General features: G+C 38.8%; 20 protein-coding genes. All 20 read left to right on the forward strand.

The genetic code is table 11. The features are described from left to right. Nucleotides 1-15: 15 nt before the first annotated feature. The 20 genes from G8782_RS00835 to minC all read left to right on the forward strand — a co-directional run bounded on the left by G8782_RS00835 (nucleotide 16) and on the right by minC (nucleotide 20,266). The gene (locus G8782_RS00835) at nucleotides 16-1,719 is read left to right on the forward strand and encodes a sensor domain-containing diguanylate cyclase (RefSeq protein ID WP_172369024.1); all 1,704 of its coding nucleotides are present in this window, start codon (nucleotides 16-18) and stop codon (nucleotides 1,717-1,719) included. A 17-nt stretch (nucleotides 1,720-1,736) separates the two neighbouring features. After that, complete coding sequence (locus G8782_RS00840; protein ID WP_172369025.1) at nucleotides 1,737-3,485, forward strand: GGDEF domain-containing protein; 1,749 nt, start codon at nucleotides 1,737-1,739, stop codon at nucleotides 3,483-3,485. A 138-nt stretch (nucleotides 3,486-3,623) separates the two neighbouring features. Next, complete coding sequence (locus tag G8782_RS00845) at nucleotides 3,624-4,121, forward strand: type IV pilus modification PilV family protein (RefSeq protein ID WP_343034995.1); 498 nt, start codon at nucleotides 3,624-3,626, stop codon at nucleotides 4,119-4,121. Nucleotides 4,122-4,137: 16 nt separating this feature from the next. Further along, the gene (locus G8782_RS00850; protein ID WP_172369027.1) at nucleotides 4,138-4,647 is read left to right on the forward strand and encodes a prepilin-type N-terminal cleavage/methylation domain-containing protein; all 510 of its coding nucleotides are present in this window, start codon (nucleotides 4,138-4,140) and stop codon (nucleotides 4,645-4,647) included. Further along, on the forward strand, nucleotides 4,637-5,908 hold the full coding sequence (locus G8782_RS00855) for a hypothetical protein (protein WP_172369028.1): 1,272 nt from the start codon (nucleotides 4,637-4,639) through the stop codon (nucleotides 5,906-5,908). Before G8782_RS00850 ends, G8782_RS00855 begins: the two co-directional genes overlap by 11 nt. A 284-nt stretch (nucleotides 5,909-6,192) precedes the next feature. After that, on the forward strand, nucleotides 6,193-7,545 hold the full coding sequence (locus G8782_RS00860; RefSeq protein WP_172369029.1) for a VanW family protein: 1,353 nt from the start codon (nucleotides 6,193-6,195) through the stop codon (nucleotides 7,543-7,545). After that, nucleotides 7,535-9,226: a GspE/PulE family protein gene (locus tag G8782_RS00865; RefSeq protein ID WP_172369030.1), complete on the forward strand. Its 1,692-nt coding sequence runs from the start codon at nucleotides 7,535-7,537 to the stop codon at nucleotides 9,224-9,226. Before G8782_RS00860 ends, G8782_RS00865 begins: the two co-directional genes overlap by 11 nt. A gap of 13 nt (nucleotides 9,227-9,239) precedes the next feature. Next, a complete protein-coding gene (locus G8782_RS00870; protein ID WP_172369031.1) occupies nucleotides 9,240-10,280 on the forward strand; it encodes a type IV pilus twitching motility protein PilT in 1,041 nt (346 codons plus the stop codon). After that, nucleotides 10,280-11,488, forward strand: coding sequence for a type II secretion system F family protein (locus G8782_RS00875; RefSeq protein WP_172369032.1), 1,209 nt, complete (start codon nucleotides 10,280-10,282; stop codon nucleotides 11,486-11,488). Before G8782_RS00870 ends, G8782_RS00875 begins: the two co-directional genes overlap by 1 nt. 96 nt (nucleotides 11,489-11,584) lie before the next feature. Next, entirely contained in the window at nucleotides 11,585-12,019 is a 435-nt protein-coding gene (locus G8782_RS18575) for a prepilin-type N-terminal cleavage/methylation domain-containing protein (protein ID WP_281357862.1), read from the forward strand. A gap of 131 nt (nucleotides 12,020-12,150) precedes the next feature. Beyond that, nucleotides 12,151-13,137 (forward strand): type IV pilus biogenesis protein PilM, encoded by a 987-nt coding sequence (gene pilM, locus G8782_RS00885; RefSeq protein ID WP_172369033.1) that lies wholly within the window; start codon nucleotides 12,151-12,153, stop codon nucleotides 13,135-13,137. Further along, nucleotides 13,127-13,723, forward strand: a complete 597-nt coding sequence (locus tag G8782_RS00890; RefSeq protein WP_172369034.1) for a PilN domain-containing protein — start codon at nucleotides 13,127-13,129, stop codon at nucleotides 13,721-13,723. The genes pilM and G8782_RS00890 overlap by 11 nt, the downstream gene beginning before the upstream one ends. Beyond that, nucleotides 13,720-14,448, forward strand: coding sequence for a hypothetical protein (locus G8782_RS00895; protein WP_172369035.1), 729 nt, complete (start codon nucleotides 13,720-13,722; stop codon nucleotides 14,446-14,448). Before G8782_RS00890 ends, G8782_RS00895 begins: the two co-directional genes overlap by 4 nt. Then, nucleotides 14,449-15,204, forward strand: a complete 756-nt coding sequence (locus tag G8782_RS00900; protein ID WP_172369036.1) for a prepilin peptidase — start codon at nucleotides 14,449-14,451, stop codon at nucleotides 15,202-15,204. 216 nt (nucleotides 15,205-15,420) lie between these two features. Next, entirely contained in the window at nucleotides 15,421-16,074 is a 654-nt protein-coding gene (locus G8782_RS00905; protein WP_172369037.1) for a hypothetical protein, read from the forward strand. A gap of 175 nt (nucleotides 16,075-16,249) precedes the next feature. Beyond that, nucleotides 16,250-16,960 carry a RadC family protein gene (radC, locus tag G8782_RS00910; RefSeq protein WP_281357863.1) on the forward strand — a complete coding sequence of 237 codons (711 nt, stop codon included), beginning with the start codon at nucleotides 16,250-16,252 and terminating at the stop codon, nucleotides 16,958-16,960. A 91-nt stretch (nucleotides 16,961-17,051) separates the two neighbouring features. Beyond that, nucleotides 17,052-18,068, forward strand: coding sequence for a rod shape-determining protein (locus G8782_RS00915; protein WP_172369038.1), 1,017 nt, complete (start codon nucleotides 17,052-17,054; stop codon nucleotides 18,066-18,068). A gap of 81 nt (nucleotides 18,069-18,149) precedes the next feature. Next, on the forward strand, nucleotides 18,150-19,043 hold the full coding sequence (gene mreC, locus G8782_RS00920) for a rod shape-determining protein MreC (RefSeq protein ID WP_172369039.1): 894 nt from the start codon (nucleotides 18,150-18,152) through the stop codon (nucleotides 19,041-19,043). Further along, nucleotides 19,040-19,564, forward strand: coding sequence for a rod shape-determining protein MreD (gene mreD / locus G8782_RS00925; protein ID WP_172369040.1), 525 nt, complete (start codon nucleotides 19,040-19,042; stop codon nucleotides 19,562-19,564). Before mreC ends, mreD begins: the two co-directional genes overlap by 4 nt. Before the next feature lie 18 nt (nucleotides 19,565-19,582). Then, nucleotides 19,583-20,266, forward strand: a complete 684-nt coding sequence (gene minC / locus G8782_RS00930) for a septum site-determining protein MinC (protein ID WP_343034903.1) — start codon at nucleotides 19,583-19,585, stop codon at nucleotides 20,264-20,266.

Genomic DNA, 20,266 nt, shown 5'->3' on the forward strand with positions numbered 1-20,266 from the left:
GAGAGGTGAATTATGATGAATACCTATAATAGAACTACTTTTTGGACTTTTATTGTGTGGTTAGTCATAGTTCCGCCTGGGATAATATATCTGTTCTTAAATTTTAATCATCATGATATTAATTGGCTGTACCTTGCCATATACACAATTTTTGGTTTTATAACGCTACTTTATCCAATTAGAAAAAACGGTCACCCTCTTTTTCTAGTCATGTGGGTAACAATACCTGTTTTTCTTACATACGGAATCGTAGCAGAAGTTATTGTCATGCAGTTTTCAGTTCTTGCAATTTTAGTCGCGTTTAACAATTCAATCTCTTTAATAAATCGCTTCTTACTTAACTCCACACTGTTTTTTGTTTTATCGATCGTAAGTGCCGCAGTATTTAAGCTAGTTGGCGGTGAAATTGGTTTATTGGAGTTTTGGCCGTTATTCTTTGTTATTTTTTGTTATCAGTTTTCCCATGTATTGGTCAGGGATTTAATATTTAAGATTGATTCGCATTTCAGGAAAATACCTCGGAATTATATATATAACAAAACATTATTTGACTATATTTCTGGTTTTGGCGTTATCCCATTCGCTTTAACTTTATATTATTTAATTGAGTTCGTTGGATTTGGAGCGGTTTTTTTACTCGGAGTGCCATTTATCATAACGACCCATATACTTCGAATTTATAATAATACAGAAGAAATTAATAGTAATTTAAAAAGGGCTGGTGCAATCGGTCATGGACTTTCTAACAATCTAACCGAAAAAAAGATTGTTGATCAGTTTATAGAAAAAGTGTCGGAGTTATTTAACGCGGAATGTGTGTATTTATTCAATCATCAAGATGGTTGGTTAGAATTAATGCGTTCTTATGAAAAGGGCGAATTCGTTGAGGTTATTTTTAATCGACTTTCGCCTGGACAAGGAATTGCAGGATCTGTGCTCATGCGGAATAAACCAATCATTTATTCTAAAAGAGAAGAGTGGGAAAGAGTCTCTAAAAATTATGCGCCAGATGAAATGCAAAGTGTTCTCTGTTTACCAATATCTCGTGATCAAAATATTGAATCAGTGCTTTTTCTTTCAACGCAGAGAAAAGCGGGATTTAAAGAATATCATCTACAAATTTTAGAAATTCTTTGTTCATACTTTACGGTGTCCGTGGAAAAAGCTCGGAACGTCGAGGAAAAGGTAAGTCAAAGCGAACGTTGTGCACTTACTAAGCTTTATAATTATCGATTTATAGAGGAACGTATGGAATATGCGATGGATCGTGTGAATGATGGTTTGCTAGATGAACTATCGATATTAATGTTCGATATTGACCATTTTAAAGATGTTAATGATACGTACGGTCATCAATGCGGTAATGAAGTACTTCAAATGTTTGCTCGAATTCTAAGACAACATATTCCGCAAAATGGAATAGTCGGTAGATACGGGGGGGAAGAGTTCGTTTTTATTCTTCCTGGTATGTCTAAGTGCGATGCCAAGTTATTAGCAGAAAAGGTTCGCTCCGAAATTGAAAGCTATGCCTTTCAAGTATACCCTAGTCTTAATAATCAAATTGCGCCGGTACTTATCTCCATAACTGTCAGTATTGGAGTATCTAATGCGCCTGAAGATACCGACGAAGCAAAGACCTTATTATCTTATGCGGATCGTTCTCTATATCTAGGCGCGAAACAAGCCGGACGGAATCGTGTTGCAGTCTATATTAAATAAGAATAGAAAGGTAGGAAATGGCAGTGGATGTTTCTAGAAAAAATCAGATAATCATTTTTTCCATTTGGCTACTTGTCGTTCCTATTACCTTATATTTCGCAAAAATGTATTTCCCCTCGAGAGAACTTGACTGGACGAATCTTGTCATCTTATTTTTAATCATGTTTTTAACGATGCTGCTGCCGATTCAATTTCAAAACATGACGATTTCACTGGAACGCTGGATTACGTTAACAATCTTCCTGCAGTATGGACTCTTCATCGAAATAATTTTTATTCAAATAGCGATGTTTTTAATACTTTTTACAGAAAAAAGTACATTGCCAATTACGCATAAGTTCTTTGTGAACTCTGGGATTTTCGCACTTACATCGCTATTGAGCGGAGCGATTTACCATTCTTTAGGCGGAACAATCGGGTCCATGGATTTTTCAAAAGTGTTTTATTTCGGACTGATTTATGCAATTTCCTATTCGTTAATCAATAATTTATTGTTAAAGGTTTATTTTCATTTCAATTCACATATTTTTTCCTTGACCTCGAAAGGAGCACTCTGGGACTATGCTTCGACGATTATCATGGTGCCGTTCGGAATTGCACTTTACTTCTTGAATGAGCATCTTAGCAATAAATCATTACTGCTCGTCGGGATTCCCTTTGTCATATTTTTGTTCATCCTCAGAATGTTTAACAGTTCTACTACAGTGAATGATCAGCTCTCATGTGCTGCTGAAATTGGTCCTGAACTTGCCGATCGACTATTATTCGACGAGGTGCTGGAAACATTTTTGGTGAAATTAAAAGATGTGGTCCCGTATGATAATGCATATGTCGTAGACCTTCGAAGTGGTATAGATTTTGTACCATTAATGGGAAATGGCCGTAATGGCATAACGAAAGATGTAAAAGGGATTTTATTTCACGATATTAAGAAAGTAGACGACGGGCTTGATGAATTTTTTACTAGAATCTATTTTAATGAAAAAGAGATAAAATCATTAAAGAATATAGAGTTTGTCGGTAACATTCGAAGTGTTTTAACGGCACCGATTATTCGTAACGAGATTACAGAAGGTTTTCTCATCTTGACTTCTTATCGTAAGAACATGTTTAAGCCGGAAAGTTTGAATCTCATAGATATATTAAATGGTTTTTTTGCAATTTCATTGGAAAAAGCACGATTTTATGAAAGTACAATTGAAAAAGGCGTACGATGCGGGTTAACGAAGTTGCATAACTTTGCTTACTTAGAAACCAAACTTGAAGAGAACATGGGTGAACTTAGAGAGGGATTACTATCAAGTCTTTCTGTCATTATGCTGGATATCGATTACTTTAAAAAGATAAATGATACGTACGGACACGAATGCGGCAATGTTATTTTGGTGAAGTTGGCCGAATTGCTTAAAAGCCATCGTACACCTGTTACTACGTTGGCTAGATACGGCGGGGAAGAATTTGTTTTCATATTACCGAACTTCACAAAAAAAGAAGCAACCGACCTTGCAGAAGAAATTCGAATTGAGGTAGAAAAAACTAATTTTGCAATTACCCCTGATTTAACGGAAGATAAACCCGAGGATAAGGTGTCGATTGATGTGAATATAACGATAAGTTTAGGAGTTGCTACTGCGCTAGAAGATGCGGAAAACGCAAAAGATTTACTTCGCAACGCAGACCGGGCGCTTTATATTGGCGGAAAACAATCAGGACGAAATTTAGTCGGGGTTTATAATGACGTCGAAGAAGCTGGTACAAAAGTTTAATAAGTCAATAATAGAAGAATCGGCGTCTGTCGGTTCTTTTTTTATGTGTAGTTTTCAGAATTGAGTAAACCCATAGTGACAACGGGCTATTCATATGTGATAATAGATTCAGAAAGTGTAGAGGAGTGACTAAATTTGGTGAAAAGTAGTCATGCTGAGTGTGAGAAAGGACTCACGCTCATTGAGGTGCTAGCCTCATTGGTTATTTTAGGCATCGTTTTTATAGGGTTTATGAATATATTTCCACAAATGACAGTGTTTAATAAGAAAACAGAAACTAAGCTGGATACGATGAATTTGGCCAAGCAGGAAATAGTGGAGATTAAGTCATATGAATTGTCAGATCCACTAAGCTTTGAACAAATTTTGAAATTTAATCCAATCGCGAGTGAGGTTATTAGTGAAGATAGTGATGATATTGAAATCGAGTATGAAAAAAATGACTACAAATATCGAATAACTATTAATAATGAAAATGCTTTAAAAGATGAAGATGGAGATTCCGAAATAAAGTCAAAAAATATAGGCTTGTATAAAGTACATATACAAATATTAACGGATGGGGAACAATTGAGTAGTGAAACATATGGGTATCTTGAAATTGTTAATAATGATAAAACAGAGACCGGAAGCTAGGATAGGAGGAACACTAGTGAGGACAAACAATGAAAAAGGAATTACATTAGTAGAACTTCTTGCGGTTCTTGTTCTCGTTTCCTTAGTGAGTGCTATTGTTATTACGTCATTTTCAATTGCCCATCGCCACAATGTTGTCGAAACAAAGAAATTGAAATTACAACAAGAAGCAAATTATATAATTTCAGCTGTATTACAGAAACATCGAGATGAAAATACAGAGTGTTATGTGCTTGAAGTTTCAGCTGATGAACATGAAATTGTATTTAAGGATTGTAATGGAAAGGAAACTATATTAGGTGATAAATTTAACTATTCGTTAACGCATAATGCTGGTATTGAAGAAAATGACAGTGATGAAGAAATTAGAATAGATCCTAAAGAAAATGATTTAATAACCACATTAATTGTAACAGATCGAGACAATCCCAATTTAGATGTTGCAGTCGACACTGTATTTACTAGATATAAATCAAAGACGTTGTCCAAATTTGATGAAGAGGAGGAGAATGAAAATGGAAATTAGAAATGAGAAAGGCTATACACTTCTTGTTGTCCTTCTAGTTGTTACCTTCATCATGATCATCGCTGCATCTTTTGCTACTGCATCCGTATCTACTGCAAAACAAGAAAAGACAGTAGACGAAAACAACCTAGCTGTAGTCGCTGCGGAGATGGGTGTAGACCACTATAAAACCGCAATGTTAAATGAGTTTATTAATCGGCGGGAGGAACTAATCATTGCAGCCCAACATGAAATTAATGAATTGGTTGCTAACCCAGATTTTGCAGGACTTAATGAAACACAAAAGGAAGATGAATTACAAGATATTAGTTTGGAAATAGGGGAAATGTTGAAGAGTTTTCTGGACGCCAAGATTCAAACTTTGTTAGGTGGTGAAAGAGTTACTCCAATCGATGGTGATACAAAATATGAATTAGTAGACTTATCGGTTAAAATTGAAGACGTAGTAGAAGAAGTTGAAGTTGAAGTGACCAAACAAGTTGTAGTTAATGGAAAAATTTCTGGAGTTAGCACAAATACAAATAAAGATAAACGAGAGTTAGAATTCGATTTGAAATTTAATTTTATAAACCTAAGTAATGTTAATTTAGATATTGATGGTGGTCAAGAAATCGATTTTGAAAACCCATCTGAGGGGGCAAAAGTCTGTGATCAATACAACGGTGGGGAAAAATGCAAATTAATTAATATTGAAAGCTCCACAGTATATTTTAAAGATGGATATATTAATCCGAAAAGTAATACAAACGCTAAAGATTTCAAGAACTCAAACATATATGTTAATGGAAATATTGATGTGCAAAACCTGAACGGTTTGTCTAATGTTTACATTAATGTTAGTGGAGATTTTCTAGCACAAAACCTCCAAAGTGATTTAGGTATTGATAACTCAACAATCGTTGTTGGTGGTTCTTTGCAAGGGAAAAATATGTTAGTAACAAATACTACAATTTTAGTAAATAGTGATTTTAAAGCTGGCCAATTAAAAGTTGTAGATAACTCAAAAGTCTGTATCGGTGGTGACCTAAAAGGGGAACCAGCTGATAATAAAGAAACTTCTATTGATTTAACAATAGAAAAATTGAGTGAAGTTTATCTTAGGGAAAAAGGCAATCATAAATATATAATTAAAAATCAGATTGAGAATAATCCCATCATGTTATCAAATGTAGAATTTATTAAATTATGTTCTTTAGGAACAATTACTTTTCCGCCTGTAGAAGATAAATGGGGTGAGCCAATTATCGATGTCAAATATTAATGAATGATGTTAGGTGATAATGCTTACTGATTGATGGAGCAGCTTCTATATAGTGATTTAATCACTATATAGAAGCTGCTTTTTGATTAACTTTAGTGTAAATAGTACTATCCGTTTAGGAGGGAACTCACAATAACTAAATATAAGTTTAAAAATCTAGTTGCTTTTTACTATTGTGTTGTATAAACTGAAAATGAGGAAATGATTAACAGTGTGAATAATCGTATTTAATAGATAAATTAGTAGTTTCTTCGATAAAACTATCGAATTGAGGGGAATTATCATTGAAAATAAAATCATTTTTGCCAATATTTTGTCTAATGGTCATTGCGTTCCTAATCTATCAAATGGTTAGTCCTGGGGTGAAAGCATCTGCTAAAGATGGTTTTCCAATCGCAACGATTGCAGGAATCGAAATTACGGACACGAAAAAAGCGGCAATTCAATCACAAGTAGCTTCTGAAGTTGAAAAATGGAAAAGTAATGACGTAATCGTTGAAGGCGCCACTGCAAAAATCAGTATACCCGGGTCTTATTTTACATTTGATATTAATGAAACAGTCGATCAGTTTATAGCACTAACCGAAACCCCATGGTATAAGTTTTGGGAAGATACTAAAAGTACCCAACTGCCAATTGATGTAGTTATCGATGAAAATATTAAAGAGTTGCTGAAAGAAGCGCCTTTATTTTATATAGATGAAACAGTTAATTCGATAATGGAACATGCGCAATTATTAAAAGTTGGATCTGTCGAAGCAACAGAAGTTGAAATTTCTAAGGATAATCTAGATAGAATCGCTTTTGAAATTCAAGACGTTTCGGTCGATGGGACAGGCATTAAAGCAATTGCCGAAGCGATGGATGAAACGAAAATCGTCAATGATGAACAGTTTTCTTTCATAAAAGCATTAGAAGAAGTAAGTGAGTTCTATAGTGAAGAGACAGCCAATTTCGTCGCCTCTACTTTATATAGTGCAGTCTTGCAAACTGACTTAACAATACTAGAAAGACATTCTCAAAACGCTATTCCAAGTTATTTACAACCTGGTATTGAAGCGAAAGTAAATCAGGCAAGAGCCCAAGATTTCAAATTTATTAATAAAACCGAAAGTCCGTTTATCATTTCCGCATCACTGCGAGAAGGCAAGTTAATCGTTGAACTATATTCATTTAAATCGAAATATGAAATTACCTATTATGTTTCTGACAAAGAACATGTCAAACCGAGAACGATTTATAGACTTTCTGCTAAATTGCCGATAGGACAAGAGAAAGTTCTGGAAAAAGGTCAAGATGGTTTGCGTATTCAAGTGTATAGAAAGATTTCTGAATTAGATTCTTCCTATGAAGATGATGAGCTCATAAGTCGTGACTTTTATCCGCCTAAAAATAAGGTTGTATTAGTTTCCTCTGAAAAACCAGAAGAATCGGCTACAAGCGAGGAGTCAACAGATTCTATAGTAGATGATGAAGATTCAGGTGAGAATCAATCGAAAGTGCCGGCGGATGATGAAACAAAAACGGGTGATAACGATAAAACAAACACAAGTAGCAATAAAAAGGATTCCAATGATAAAAAAGAAAGTAAGCAATACGATAAAGGCGGAAACTTAATTACTTCTGATGAAAAATAAAGAAGTGGGGGTACTTGATGTGAAACGTGCCACACGGAAACGAATAGGCGACTTGCTAATTGAATCGAACATTATTACGGAAGAACAATTAGAAGATGCGCTAAAAAATAAAAGCCGAGAAGAAAAAATCGGTGATTATTTAATAAAACAACGACTTATTACAGAGCAACAATTGATACAACTTCTCGAAGTGCAACTTGGAATTCCGCGCATTCATTTAAGTCAACAAACGATTGACCCTGATTTGACGCATATTTTACCCAAGGAATTAGCGAAACGCGCAAATATTATGCCGGTGCGTAAAAATGGCCATAAATTATTAATCGCCATGAGCGACCCCATGGACTATTTCATCATCGAAGAAGTTCGAATGGCCACCGGTTATCAAATCGAAACTGGCATCGCTGCAAAAGACGATATTTTCCGAGCAATTACGAAGTATTATGACTTGCAGGAATCGATGGAAGAAGTAATTCACGATAGTTTGCCAGCGGATATAGAAGATGACCAAATAACGGATGACGACTCGCCAATTGTCCGTCTTGTCAACCAAATTATCGCAAACGGCGTCGCGCAGCAAGCGAGCGATATTCACTTCGATCCGCAAGACACAGAATTGAAAATCCGTTACCGTGTGGATGGGATTTTAAGAAATGACCGCTCGGTTCCGAAAAACATGCAAAACATTATCATTGCTCGTGTAAAGATAATGGGGAATTTAAATATAACCGAAAACAGAGTCCCTCAAGATGGTCGGATAAAAACAGTTGTCAATCATCGACCGATTGATATTCGTCTTTCAACTTTGCCTACGATTTATGGCGAAAAGATTGTTATGCGAATTCTTGATCTAGGCAATGCATTAAATGATTTGGATAGACTTGGTTTTTCTGATGAAAATTATAAGAAGTTCCATTCCATGTTGGAAAAACCGAACGGTATTATTTTGATAACTGGACCGACGGGTTCGGGAAAGTCATCCACGTTATATGCCGGGTTAAATTACTTAAACGATGAAGAAGTAAATATTATCACCGTAGAGGATCCTGTGGAGTATCAACTTGAAGGGATTAACCAAATTCAAGTGCGTGAAGAAGTCGGGTTGACTTTCGCGGTTGGCTTGCGTTCTATTCTTCGTCAAGACCCTGATGTCATCATGGTCGGTGAAATTAGGGATATTGAAACAGCCCAAATTGCCATTCGTTCATCATTAACTGGGCATCTCGTCTTAAGTACTTTACATACGAACAACGCGATCGAATCCATTTCAAGATTGATCGATATGGGAATTGAAACGTTTCTATTATCTTCTTCTTTACTTGGAATCATGGCGCAACGCCTTGTTCGGCAAGTATGCCGCGACTGTAAAACGACTCGAATGCCGCTAGAGCATGAAGTGAAGTATTTTGCAAAATACGGCGTTGCTATGGACGTCATTATTGAAGGAAAAGGATGTCCTTCATGCAACGACTCAGGCTATCGCGGAAGACTCGCGATTCATGAGATCTTATCGATTGACGATACGATTAAAACGCAAATTTTAAATAAAGAAAATCCTGGCGTCATCCGTCAGTACGCCAAAAGTCAGGGATATAAAACGCTTGTCGAAGATGGCCTTGAAAAAGTAGCATCCGGACTTACAACAATCGAAGAAGTATTACGTGTAGCGACATCAGATTAAAGGGTGTGATGAAATGCCAAATACAATTGACAAATTGTTAGAGAAAGCACATGAAGAACGAGCATCTGATTTACATCTATCTTACGGGATTCCAGCGGTTTTTCGTGTTGATGGGCAACTTCGCCAATTGGACGAACGGATTTTCACCTCTTTGGAATTGGAGAAGATGGCTAAGAAAATCATCCCAAAAGATAAATTTATTGAATTTGAAAATAAGGGTGAAACCGATTTTAACTACGCACTCGGTGACATCTGCCGGTTCCGTGTAAATGCATTTCATCAGCGTGGGGAAATATCAATCGCAGCACGTTTAATCGCATCTAAGATACCCTCCTTTGAACAATTGGGAATGCCGGCTGTTCTTTATGATTTAGCCAATAAACCACAAGGCCTCATCTTGGTTACGGGGCCTACCGGTTCTGGGAAATCGACGACGCTCGCATCGATGATTGATTATATAAATACAAATTCTGCTCGCCATATCATCACGCTTGAAGATCCAATTGAATATTTACATCAACATAAAATGTCCATCGTCAATCAGCGGGAAGTCGGTGTAGATACAAACTCATTCGCCGACGGGCTGCGTGCAGCTCTCCGACAAGACCCGGAAATTATTTTGGTAGGGGAAATGCGTGACCTTGAGACGATTTCAACGGCCATTACAGCAGCAGAAACCGGTCACTTAGTGTTGGCAACTTTGCATACAAGCAGCGCAGCAACAACAATTGATCGTATTATTGATGTCTTTCCTCCCCATCAACAAAGTCAAGTTCGTATTCAACTCGCGAACGTCTTGCAGGGGATTGTTTCACAAAGATTATTCATCAATAAAAACAGCAGTGGTCGGGTAGCCGCTACTGAAATATTAATCCAAACCTCTGCTATCGCAAATTTAATACGATCTGAAAAAGTGCATCAAATCCAAAACGTTATTCAAACGAGCCGAAGCTTGGGCATGCACACATTAGAAGTCTCCATTCAACAACTTATCACGAACGGTATCATTAATTACAGTGAAGCGAAAGAGTTTTTGACTGAAGGTGATTATTAATGTCAACGGTTTTCAAATATAGCGGCCGAACATCGACGGGAGCATTCAAAAAAGGAGTCGTTTCAGCTGATACGGAAGCTGCAGCAGTTGCAAAACTTCGAAGGCAAGGCATTAATCCGAGAGAAATTGCTGAGTCAACGAGTATTTTGCACACACAAATCTCACTTGGCGGGAAAGTTAAAAACGAGGACTTTGTTATCTATTGTAGACAGTTCGCAACGTTAATCCGTGCAGGCGTAACGCTCGTAGAATCTACTAAAATATTGGCTGATCAATCAACCAGTAAAATGTTGAAAAAAGCATTATTTGCGGTAGAAGAAGATGTTCGATCGGGTACATCTTTTTCCGATGCCGCAGCAAAAGAAGGCAAAGTATTCCCACCGCTATTCATCAATATGATCCGAGCTGGCGAATTGACTGGAAACTTAGATGAAACATTAGACCGACTCGCATTCTACTATGAGAAACAGCACGCATTAACAAAGAAGATTCAATCTACAATGATGTATCCGCTAGTATTATTCATTATTACGATTGCTGTAGTAATATTTCTAATGCTGACGATTGTACCGACGTTTACAGCTATGTTTGAAGACTTTGGTGCTGAATTACCGTTCATAACAATCTTTGTTATGGCGATTAGTGACTTTGTTAGAGGATTTTGGTGGCTATTAATACTTCTTACGTTAATTGTAGTTATCGGTTTTAATTATTTATTTAAAAATAATAAGACATTCCATTATCAAGTTCATTATTTCATGTTGAAAATGCCGATTTTCGGTAAACTGTTCCAAAAATCAGCCATTGCACGAATGACACGAACATTATCGTCATTATTCAGTAGTTCGGTTCCTATTTTAAATGCATTAACAATCGTTGAAAAAGTAATCGGGAATCCAGTTATTGGGAAAGTAGTTTTGGAATCGAGATCCAGTTTAGAGCAGGGAAGCACTTTATCAGCGCCCTTAGAAAAAAGTTGGTTATTTCCACCACTGGTCACACAAATGACGGCAATTGGTGAACAAACAGGTTCACTTGATTATATGTTAGAAAAAATTGCAGAGTTTTACGAGGACGACGTCGATCGGACAGTCGACACTTTAAAATCTTTAATCGAACCGCTCATGATTGTCTTTCTAGCGGCAATCGTCGGAACAATCGTCCTCGCAATCATGGTTCCAATGTTCAGCTTGTACGAGCAGATTTAACAACGACTTCAATTATTAAAGGAGGTGATGCAAAGAATTTGAATAACAGCATTTATTAATACGTACTAAATACTATAAAAAAACGGGGGTAACGGAATGTTTAAAAGTATGAAGAAACAACTGAACAACGAAAAAGGTTTAACGCTTATTGAACTACTAGCAGTTATTGTGATTTTAGCGATTATTGCGGCGATTGCGGTACCGGCGATTGGTAATATTATTAATAACTCAAAGGATAAAGCTATCCTAGCAGAAGCATCAAATATTTTGGCTGGTGCAAAAATCGCTGCTGTTGATAATGCTTGTAACCCGGAAGCAACACCTACTACCTGTACTATGGCTAATTTAGGTGAGTATGTAGAAGGAGTTACACAAAAGGGTTCTACTACTCTAGCTTATTCAGCATCGCGAGCCCCTTCGGGAGAATGGTCAATAATTTATTCTAATTTTGATGCATTGAATGATAAAAGAGGTTTAACAGGTACAGCTTCCGTTGATGAAACTGTATTAAATGGACTATTGAATCCGTAAGATTAAATATTATCTACAGTAGCCTAACTGCTGCTGTAGTCTTACTTTTCATTTATCATCGAAGGAAACGAACCTTTCGTTTCCTTCGATGATAAACGAAATAATTGTTTCTTTTTAAGGGGGCCAATAAAATGTTTCGTAGAAATAAAAACAAAGTCGTTTCAATCGAAATGAATGATTATGTCATTCGCGGACTAATAACTCAAGACGGGGATTTAGAAACGGCGAAAGTATATGAATATGCACTCCCACCGGGGGTTATCGTCGATGAAATCGTTGAAGATGAACTGGCATTTTTCGAGATTCTTAAAAGTCTCGTCAAAGACTGGAATATTTCTCGAAGTGATCTCCGCTTTTTCGTCCCTGATCATTCTGTCATGATGCGAACATTTGACCACCCGAAAGAATTGGCGTCGAACGAATTAAAAGGTTATGTTGAAATGGAGTTGGGGCGTACCATTCATTTGCCTTTTGAAAATCCGCTTCTTGATGTTTATGACCACAAAGATGGGGATGGAGAAGCGACTATCTATGCCTCTTCCTCTGAGGAAGTAATTAAAATAATGCAACTCTATCATGATATTAATCTAACTCCTAAAGTGTTGGATGTGCGCATGTTATCAATCATCCGTTTCTTGAAAAATATAGATTATTTAACTGCTGATAAAACTTTTTTAGTCGCGGATTGGTCGATTAATGCATTGTCGATTAGCATTTATTCGAATGAAAACGTGGATTTCCTTCGGTACCATTCAGTTGAAATGCCGACGCGGAATTGGAAGTATGCACCGGATTTATTGGATATCAATGTTTTTACATATGATGGAGAAATTGAAGAATACCATATGTCTTTATCAGAGCAAGTGTTAGAAGTGGAACGGATCTTGAATTTCTATCGTTTTTCATTCCATAAAGGCGAGAAATCCGTGAATCAGATTGTCATTCTAGGGGATAATCCGGAGATGAATTATATTAAATCGCAATTAGAAGCGACGATTGATACGCCTGTTGAAATTATTGATGATGCTTTCGTCCGAACACATTACAAAGATTTGAATCATAAACATGTCGCGTTGATCGGTCTTTCATTAAAGGAGGAAGATTCGCTTGGCTCCTGAGATTAACCTGCTCCCGCATATTGAAAGACCGTCACCAGGGAGACGTTGGCTCACGATCATACTAGCCGCAGCATTCGTGTTATTGGTGATTTACCTTACGCTACAATATCTATCATTGAATAAAACGATTCAGACGCTACAAAGCGAGGAACAACAATTACAAGCTGAAAAAGCGGAGTTGGAAACGTCGATTATCGATTTAGACGCGCCGGTAAAGATAGACCTTGCGACTTCGGTGGAGTTCGTTGAAAGTGTATCTTACCCTGTATCACCGCTCCTTATCGAAGTTAATAAATATGCGAATGAAAATACGTATTTGCGAAACTATGTTTTTTCGGAGAGCACGATTAACTTTGCTGTTGATTTTGAAACGCTCGCTGAAGTTGTTACATATGTCAGCGACTTATCCAGCAGTCCTTATTTCCAAGATGTGAAAGTCGAGCAAATTTATACGTTTGACCCAGCTCCGAGTGACGAAGAAGAGGACGAGGAGACGGAAACATTCGAGAAAGTCGAGCGCTTTTCGAATGAATTGACGGTTGTGATCGATCCGTACTATATACGGACAGGCGGTGTCGCGGAATGAAACAAACGGGTGAAAATAAAGTATTAGTTGCTTTGTTTGGCTTGATCGCCTTTCTATTAATTGGCGTTGTTTATTACTATGTGATTCTTCCTAAGGGTGAAGAAGAAACACGGATTAAGTATGCGATTCAACAACTGAAAATCGATAATAGCGAATTGGAAAATCAAGTCGCTGTGCTAAGTGTCGTTGCCACAGACGATTCTAACGAATATGAGCTACGAAAGAAACTTCCGGTCAGCCGCGAATTGGATAAATTGCTGCATACCATCCATGAAGTCGAGTTGATGAGTGAGTCTAAGGTCGTTTCCATCTCTTTTAATAATTATGATGCAGAAGTATCGCAAGCGATTAAAACTCCTGAAGTTGAAGAGAAAGTAGAGGAGTCCGAAGAAGAAACCGAATCTGATGAAGAAAAAGAACAAGAATCGGAATCAGAAGACGAAAAAACTGAAGTCGAGCTGACGAAACCAATTACACCGATCGATATCAGTTTATTGCCTGAAGAACTGAAACTGCTATCGTTGAAAATCGATTTGCAAGTGTTGGACTATGATCATCTCTTGCAATTTTTACGCGAAGTCGAAGGGATCGAACGAGTCGTGCGCATTGATGAAGTCAATTTCTATCAACCTGGGGAGTTGGAATTGGCGCAGGAAGAACCGGATAAAAGACTGGATGTAACAGTGCAACTTACAACGTTTTTCTCTGAGAATATGGAGGATTAAATGGACATTTTGATGACGATTTTATTTTTCATATACGGCATTATTTTCGGCTCGTTTTTCAACGTAGTCGGATTACGCGTGCCGAAAAAAGAATCCATTGTTTCGCCGCCCTCGCATTGCACGAATTGTAACCGGAAACTTGGGGTACTTGACCTTGTTCCGGTTTTTTCCTACATCTTTTTAAAAGGGAAATGCCAAGGATGCAAAACGAAAATTAGCCCGATCTATCCGTTTATGGAATTTGCGACGGGTATTTTATTCGCATTGGCTTATTTCATGCTTGGATTTAGTCTGGAACTTGTTGTTGCGTTATTATTTTTGTCTCTTCTTGTCATTATTACGGTTTCGGATATTGCTTATATGCTCATTCCCGACAAAGTGCTTCTACCGTTCGCTATCGTGCTGTTCGTCTGCCGCATGCTAATCCCGCTGACGCCGTGGTGGGACGCCTTGCTGGGCGCTTTAATCGGCTTTGGCGTGCTTTATTTCATCGCGGTAGTGTCGAAAGGCGGAATGGGCGGCGGGGACATTAAATTGTTTTTTGTCATCGGGCTCGTTCTCGGAACCGTCAACACAATGCTGACGCTGTTTGTGGCGGCTTTTATCGGTTCGATCATTGGCATTATTATTTTACGGAGATCGGGTAAAGGGAGAAAAACGCCAGTGCCATTTGGACCATCCATCGCGCTCGCAGCTGTCATTTGTTATTTCTGGGGTGCTGATCTTGTCGAATGGTATATGACCATGTTTACATAAGTCGATAAATTTTCATGGGGTATGTGACAGACCTCATGTTTTTTTTTACCTTTGTTCTGCTACGGTTACAGTAGTGATGCTTCATTCGCGAATAATTTTCGAATGATAGTTGAACGAATCGGGCTTAATTGGATTGGTATTCTCACGGACCGCTTTAAAGGAGCGGGTCCGTGGATATACTTTCCGTTAAAGCAGGACAAAACGGGGTGAATAAAAGTGAAATTCGGCAAAAGTTTTAAAAAAGGGACTTATGTAATGGCAATTATTCAAGGAATTATTATTGGAATCGCTGCTGTCGCAGTCGTCGGATTTATCATTGTCGGCGCAAATGAAAAAATAGGGAGCGAACCCAAGAAATCAGAAATCCCGACAACAGGACCAGCTGCGTCAGAAGATGGAAAGGCGCCAGAAGCAGAAGTTATTCCGGTAAATTTATTCGCGAGACAACACGGTGTTTTTTCAAGTTTGGAATCTGCTGCAACTTTTTTGGCCGCTGATCCGTCATTAGCTACAGCTGCTATTATTCAAGGTAATGGTCAGTATGAGGGCAAGTACTACATTTGGTCATCGATCGGTTTATCGGATGCGGAAATCATGGACAGTGATAGCAGCGAAACATTTCGTAAGGAAGTCACTGCCAATGTCAGCAGTTGCGAGGCAGTGAACGCTAAATTACTGCGAGATTCGTTAGTTGCTGATACTGTTGCGAAAATAAAAACTTTGGAATCTGAAAATGAAGGCGAAACTGCTTCGGTTTTCAATAAGCAATTGACCGCGGTTACAGCATTTACAGACGATGTTCGAGTCGTTCGACTCCATTTGCTTGCCCATTATGCGAGCAAGGACGACTGTGTGAAAATTGATTTTTGACGTCGAAAAATAGTCAGAAAATCCATTATCGACTTTTTTACACAATTTTCTCATTGAATATTCTCCGCTACAATGTTTGGCAAGGAGGAGATTTAATGAAAAAATGTGGTAGAAGCATTGTCGTACCTGCATCGACGTACATAACCTTATCGGTGAATCGGAGGTGGTGTAGGACATGACGCTTAACTTAGAGTTGGATCTTGAACCAAAGATGATGATTCGCGATGTCCACATCGCGGACAGGCCTCGTGAACGACTGATAAGGCAAGGTGCGCCGAGTTTATCGAACCAAGAATTGATCGCGATTTTACTTCGAACGGGAATAAAGAATGAATCAGTGCTCGTCCTGGCGAATCGAGTCTTGTCGGCGTTCGATAAAATTCAAGATTTGCGCGATGCAACGGTCGAGGAGTTTATAGAAATTAACGGGATCGGACAAGCGAAAGCCGTTCAACTATTGGCCGCAGCCGAGTTAGGAAAACGTCTGTATCAAAAACATTCCGAAGGCCGGTATACCATTCGCTCGCCAGAAGACGCAGCAGCTTATTTAATGACGGATATGTCCGCGCTTCCACAGGAACATTTCGTCGTCTTGTTTTTAAATGTGAAAAATGAAGTGCTTCATAAGCAAACGATTTTTATCGGATCGTTAAATTCATCCATCGTACACCCAAGGGAAATTTTTCGCGAAGCGGTAAAACGATCCGCTGCTTCCATTATTTGCGCACATAATCATCCTAGCGGCAATCCGACACCGTCGCCTGAAGACATTGAAGTGACGAAAAGACTAACTGAAGCTGGGTCTTTAATGGGCATTGAACTTCTAGATCATGTCATAATCGGGGACCATCAGTTCATTAGCCTTAAAGAAAAGGGGTATATGTGACACTATCACTTTCTTCGCTTTTCCGCTATAATGTGGTGTATGATTTAATGAATACCGTAGATAAGCGGTTCAGAAGAAAGGAAGAACACATTTGTTTGGATTTGGTGCAAGAGATGTAGGTATTGATTTGGGAACAGCAAATACGCTAGTATTTGTTAAAGGGAAAGGAATCGTGTTACGCGAACCTTCAGTCGTGGCTAAAAATACACATACAGGTGAAATCGTCGCTGTCGGCAGCGAAGCGAGAAACATGATTGGACGTACACCCGGTTCAATAATAGCAACAAGACCAATGAAAGACGGCGTTATCGCAGACTATGAAATTACGACGGCGATGATTGAACATTATATGAGAGAAGCAATGAAAGCTTCAGGCGGTTCATTTAAAAAACCGAACGTGATGGTTTGCGTGCCTTACGGAATTACTTCTGTCGAGCAGCGCGCGGTTATTGACGCTTCACGACAAGCCGGCGCGAAAGATGCGTATACGATCGAAGAGCCATTTGCAGCTGCAATCGGTGCAGGTCTTCCGGTTTGGGAGCCTACAGGCAGCATGGTCGTTGATATCGGAGGAGGAACGACTGAAGTTGCGGTCATTTCACTCGGCGGCATCGTAACGAGCGAGTCGATCCGTGTCGGAGGAGATACGATGGACCTTGCGATTACAAGCTATATTCGTAAAACGTATAACTTGACAATTGGTGAACGTACTGCAGAAGCGATTAAAGTGGATATCGGTTCAGCAAGTGCGACGACTAAAACTGAAAAGATGGAAATTCGTGGACGAGACCTATTGACCGGTTTGCCGAAAACGATTGAAATCACTTCAGATGAAATTGCCGACGCGTTACGCGAGTCTATTACACAAATTATTGAAGGCGTTCGTAAAACATTGGAAACAACTCCGCCGGAATTATCGTCAGATGTTATGGAACGCGGAATCGTTCTAACTGGCGGCGGGGCGCTTCTAAGAAATATTGAAAAAGTTATTTCTGAAGAAACAAATATGCCTGTCTTCATTGCAGAAGAACCACTTGACTGTGTTGCAATCGGTACAGGTAAAGCGTTAGACAATTTTGATGTCATTAAAAAAATGCAAGTTAGATAATGTGTTAGGCTCAAATCTCTCTATTAGTCTAATAGAGAGATTTGCAACGCCTAAAAAGGATACTCGAGGAGGATACAGGCAATGCCGCGATTTTTTTCAAATAAACGATTGATTTTACTGCTCGTCGGCGTAATTGTCCTCGTGGCATTAATTTCATTCTCCCTGCGTGATCGGCAAAACGCCTCCTTTCCGGAACGTATTGTAAAAGATGTCGTCGGCTTCGGGCAATCGTTTTTCTCAAAGCCCGCGCATTACATAACAGGTGTCATTGGCAATATCGACGGGGTTTTGAATACATATGAAGAAAACAAGAAATTGAAAGCGCGTCTAAGTGAATATGCAGCGATACAATCCGAGCTTGTAGATGTGCAAGCTGAGAATGATAATCTTCGTGAAATCATTAACAAAAATGATAATTTACGAGCATTCGATCCTGTTCACGCGACGGTCATATCGCGAAACCCGGATCAGTGGGAAGAAAAGATCATTATTGATAAAGGCGAAGCGCATGGGATTAAAAGAAATATGGCGGTCATCACGGCAAGTGGATTAATCGGAAAAGTGATTAATATTTCATCCACAACCTCGACTGTTGAACTTTTATCGACGGAAAATCGTAATTTTCGCGTGTCGGCTGTTGTCCCGGGTAAAGATCCCGCTTATGGACTAATCGAAGGGTATGACCAAATGCGCGGAGAGCTCATCATGAAGCGAATTGACTCGAGTTTTGACATAAAAGTCGGCGATAAAGTGATTTCTTCAGGTCTAGGCGGGATTTTTCCGAAAGGACTTTCCATCGGGGAAATAACCGAAGTTTCGACTGATGATTACGGGCTGACGAAGCTCGCTTACATTCGACCGGCTGCAAAGTTTTCCATGCTTGACCATGTCATTGTTGCGATGAGGAAATCTGAAACGGTGGATGGAACGGACGGCGGCGGGACGGCAGGTACGGAGGGGGAGGATGGATCATGATCCGGTCTATCATCCCTCTTGTTGCCGTTTTGCTTTTTTTCCTTGAGCCCGTTTTCAGTTTGTTTTCGCCGATCGAGGTAGGAGATACTCTTTTTATCCTCGTGCCGCGTTTTGTCATAGTTTATCTTGTTTTTATCGCAGTTTATTATAGCAGGCAACGCGCAATCATTTACGGAATTGTCTTTGGCCTCTTGTATGATATGTTTTACATTGATATTATTGGATTATATGCATTTCTATATCCGTTGATTTGTTATATCGCGGCCGGAATTATCCGCTATGTGCATAAACATATTATTACTGTGATGATTTTAACTTTATTACTCGTAGCATTATTAGAAGTTTTATCATATTCATTTGTTAGTTTAATCGCATTAACATCGATTGAGCCAGATATTTTCATGACGACCAGACTTGCTCCGACAATGATTGCAAATTCACTATTTGTCATCATGTTCGGTTGGATATTCAAGAAATTAATCGATAATCGAGTTTTACTTAAAGGAAGTGAAGCTCTTTAAAAAGAGGAGAAATACGAGGTGACGCAATTGACGAAACAGCAACAGTATGTAGCAATCAAAGGGACGAAGGACGGTCTCGTTCTACGGCTCGATGATAAATGTGCCTATTCGGATTTACTTGCCGAACTTCGTAACAAAGTAGCCGAAGATGGTTTAGATGGACTCGCAGAAGTACGTGTCGACACGGGCAATCGCTACTGTAACGAAAATGATTTGAGGGAAATCATGAACATTATTCACGGCTCGCCAAATTTACGAGTTTCAAAAATTCAAAGTGATGTCATCACTATGGAAGAATGCAATACGAGAATACAAGAAAAACAATCCGAAACCTTTATTGGCATCGTGCGTTCAGGACAAGTCGTGAAAGCGGATGGCGACCTTGTCGTCATCGGGGATGTCAATCCAAACGGCCGCGTTGTTGCGGCGGGAAGCATATATGTACTTGGACGTTTAAAAGGAATTGCTCATGCTGGAGCGAAAGGCAATCGCGATGCTGTTATTGCTGCTTCTTGGCTTGAAGCTACGCATTTATTAATCGCAGAGGAAATGCAGTTAATGACAGATGAAATCACGATTTTATCCGAGAAACCTGAAATGGAATGTGCGTATATTCATCCGAAAGGCTTCATCGCGATTGACCGGTTGCAGGAGCTCCGGATCCTCCGACCACAACTATCTACATTCAAAGGGGGCATCTAG

Origin of the sequence: Sporosarcina jiandibaonis (genome assembly GCF_013184495.1) — a bacterium.
In the GTDB taxonomy this organism is placed as follows: domain Bacteria; phylum Bacillota; class Bacilli; order Bacillales_A; family Planococcaceae; genus Sporosarcina; species Sporosarcina jiandibaonis.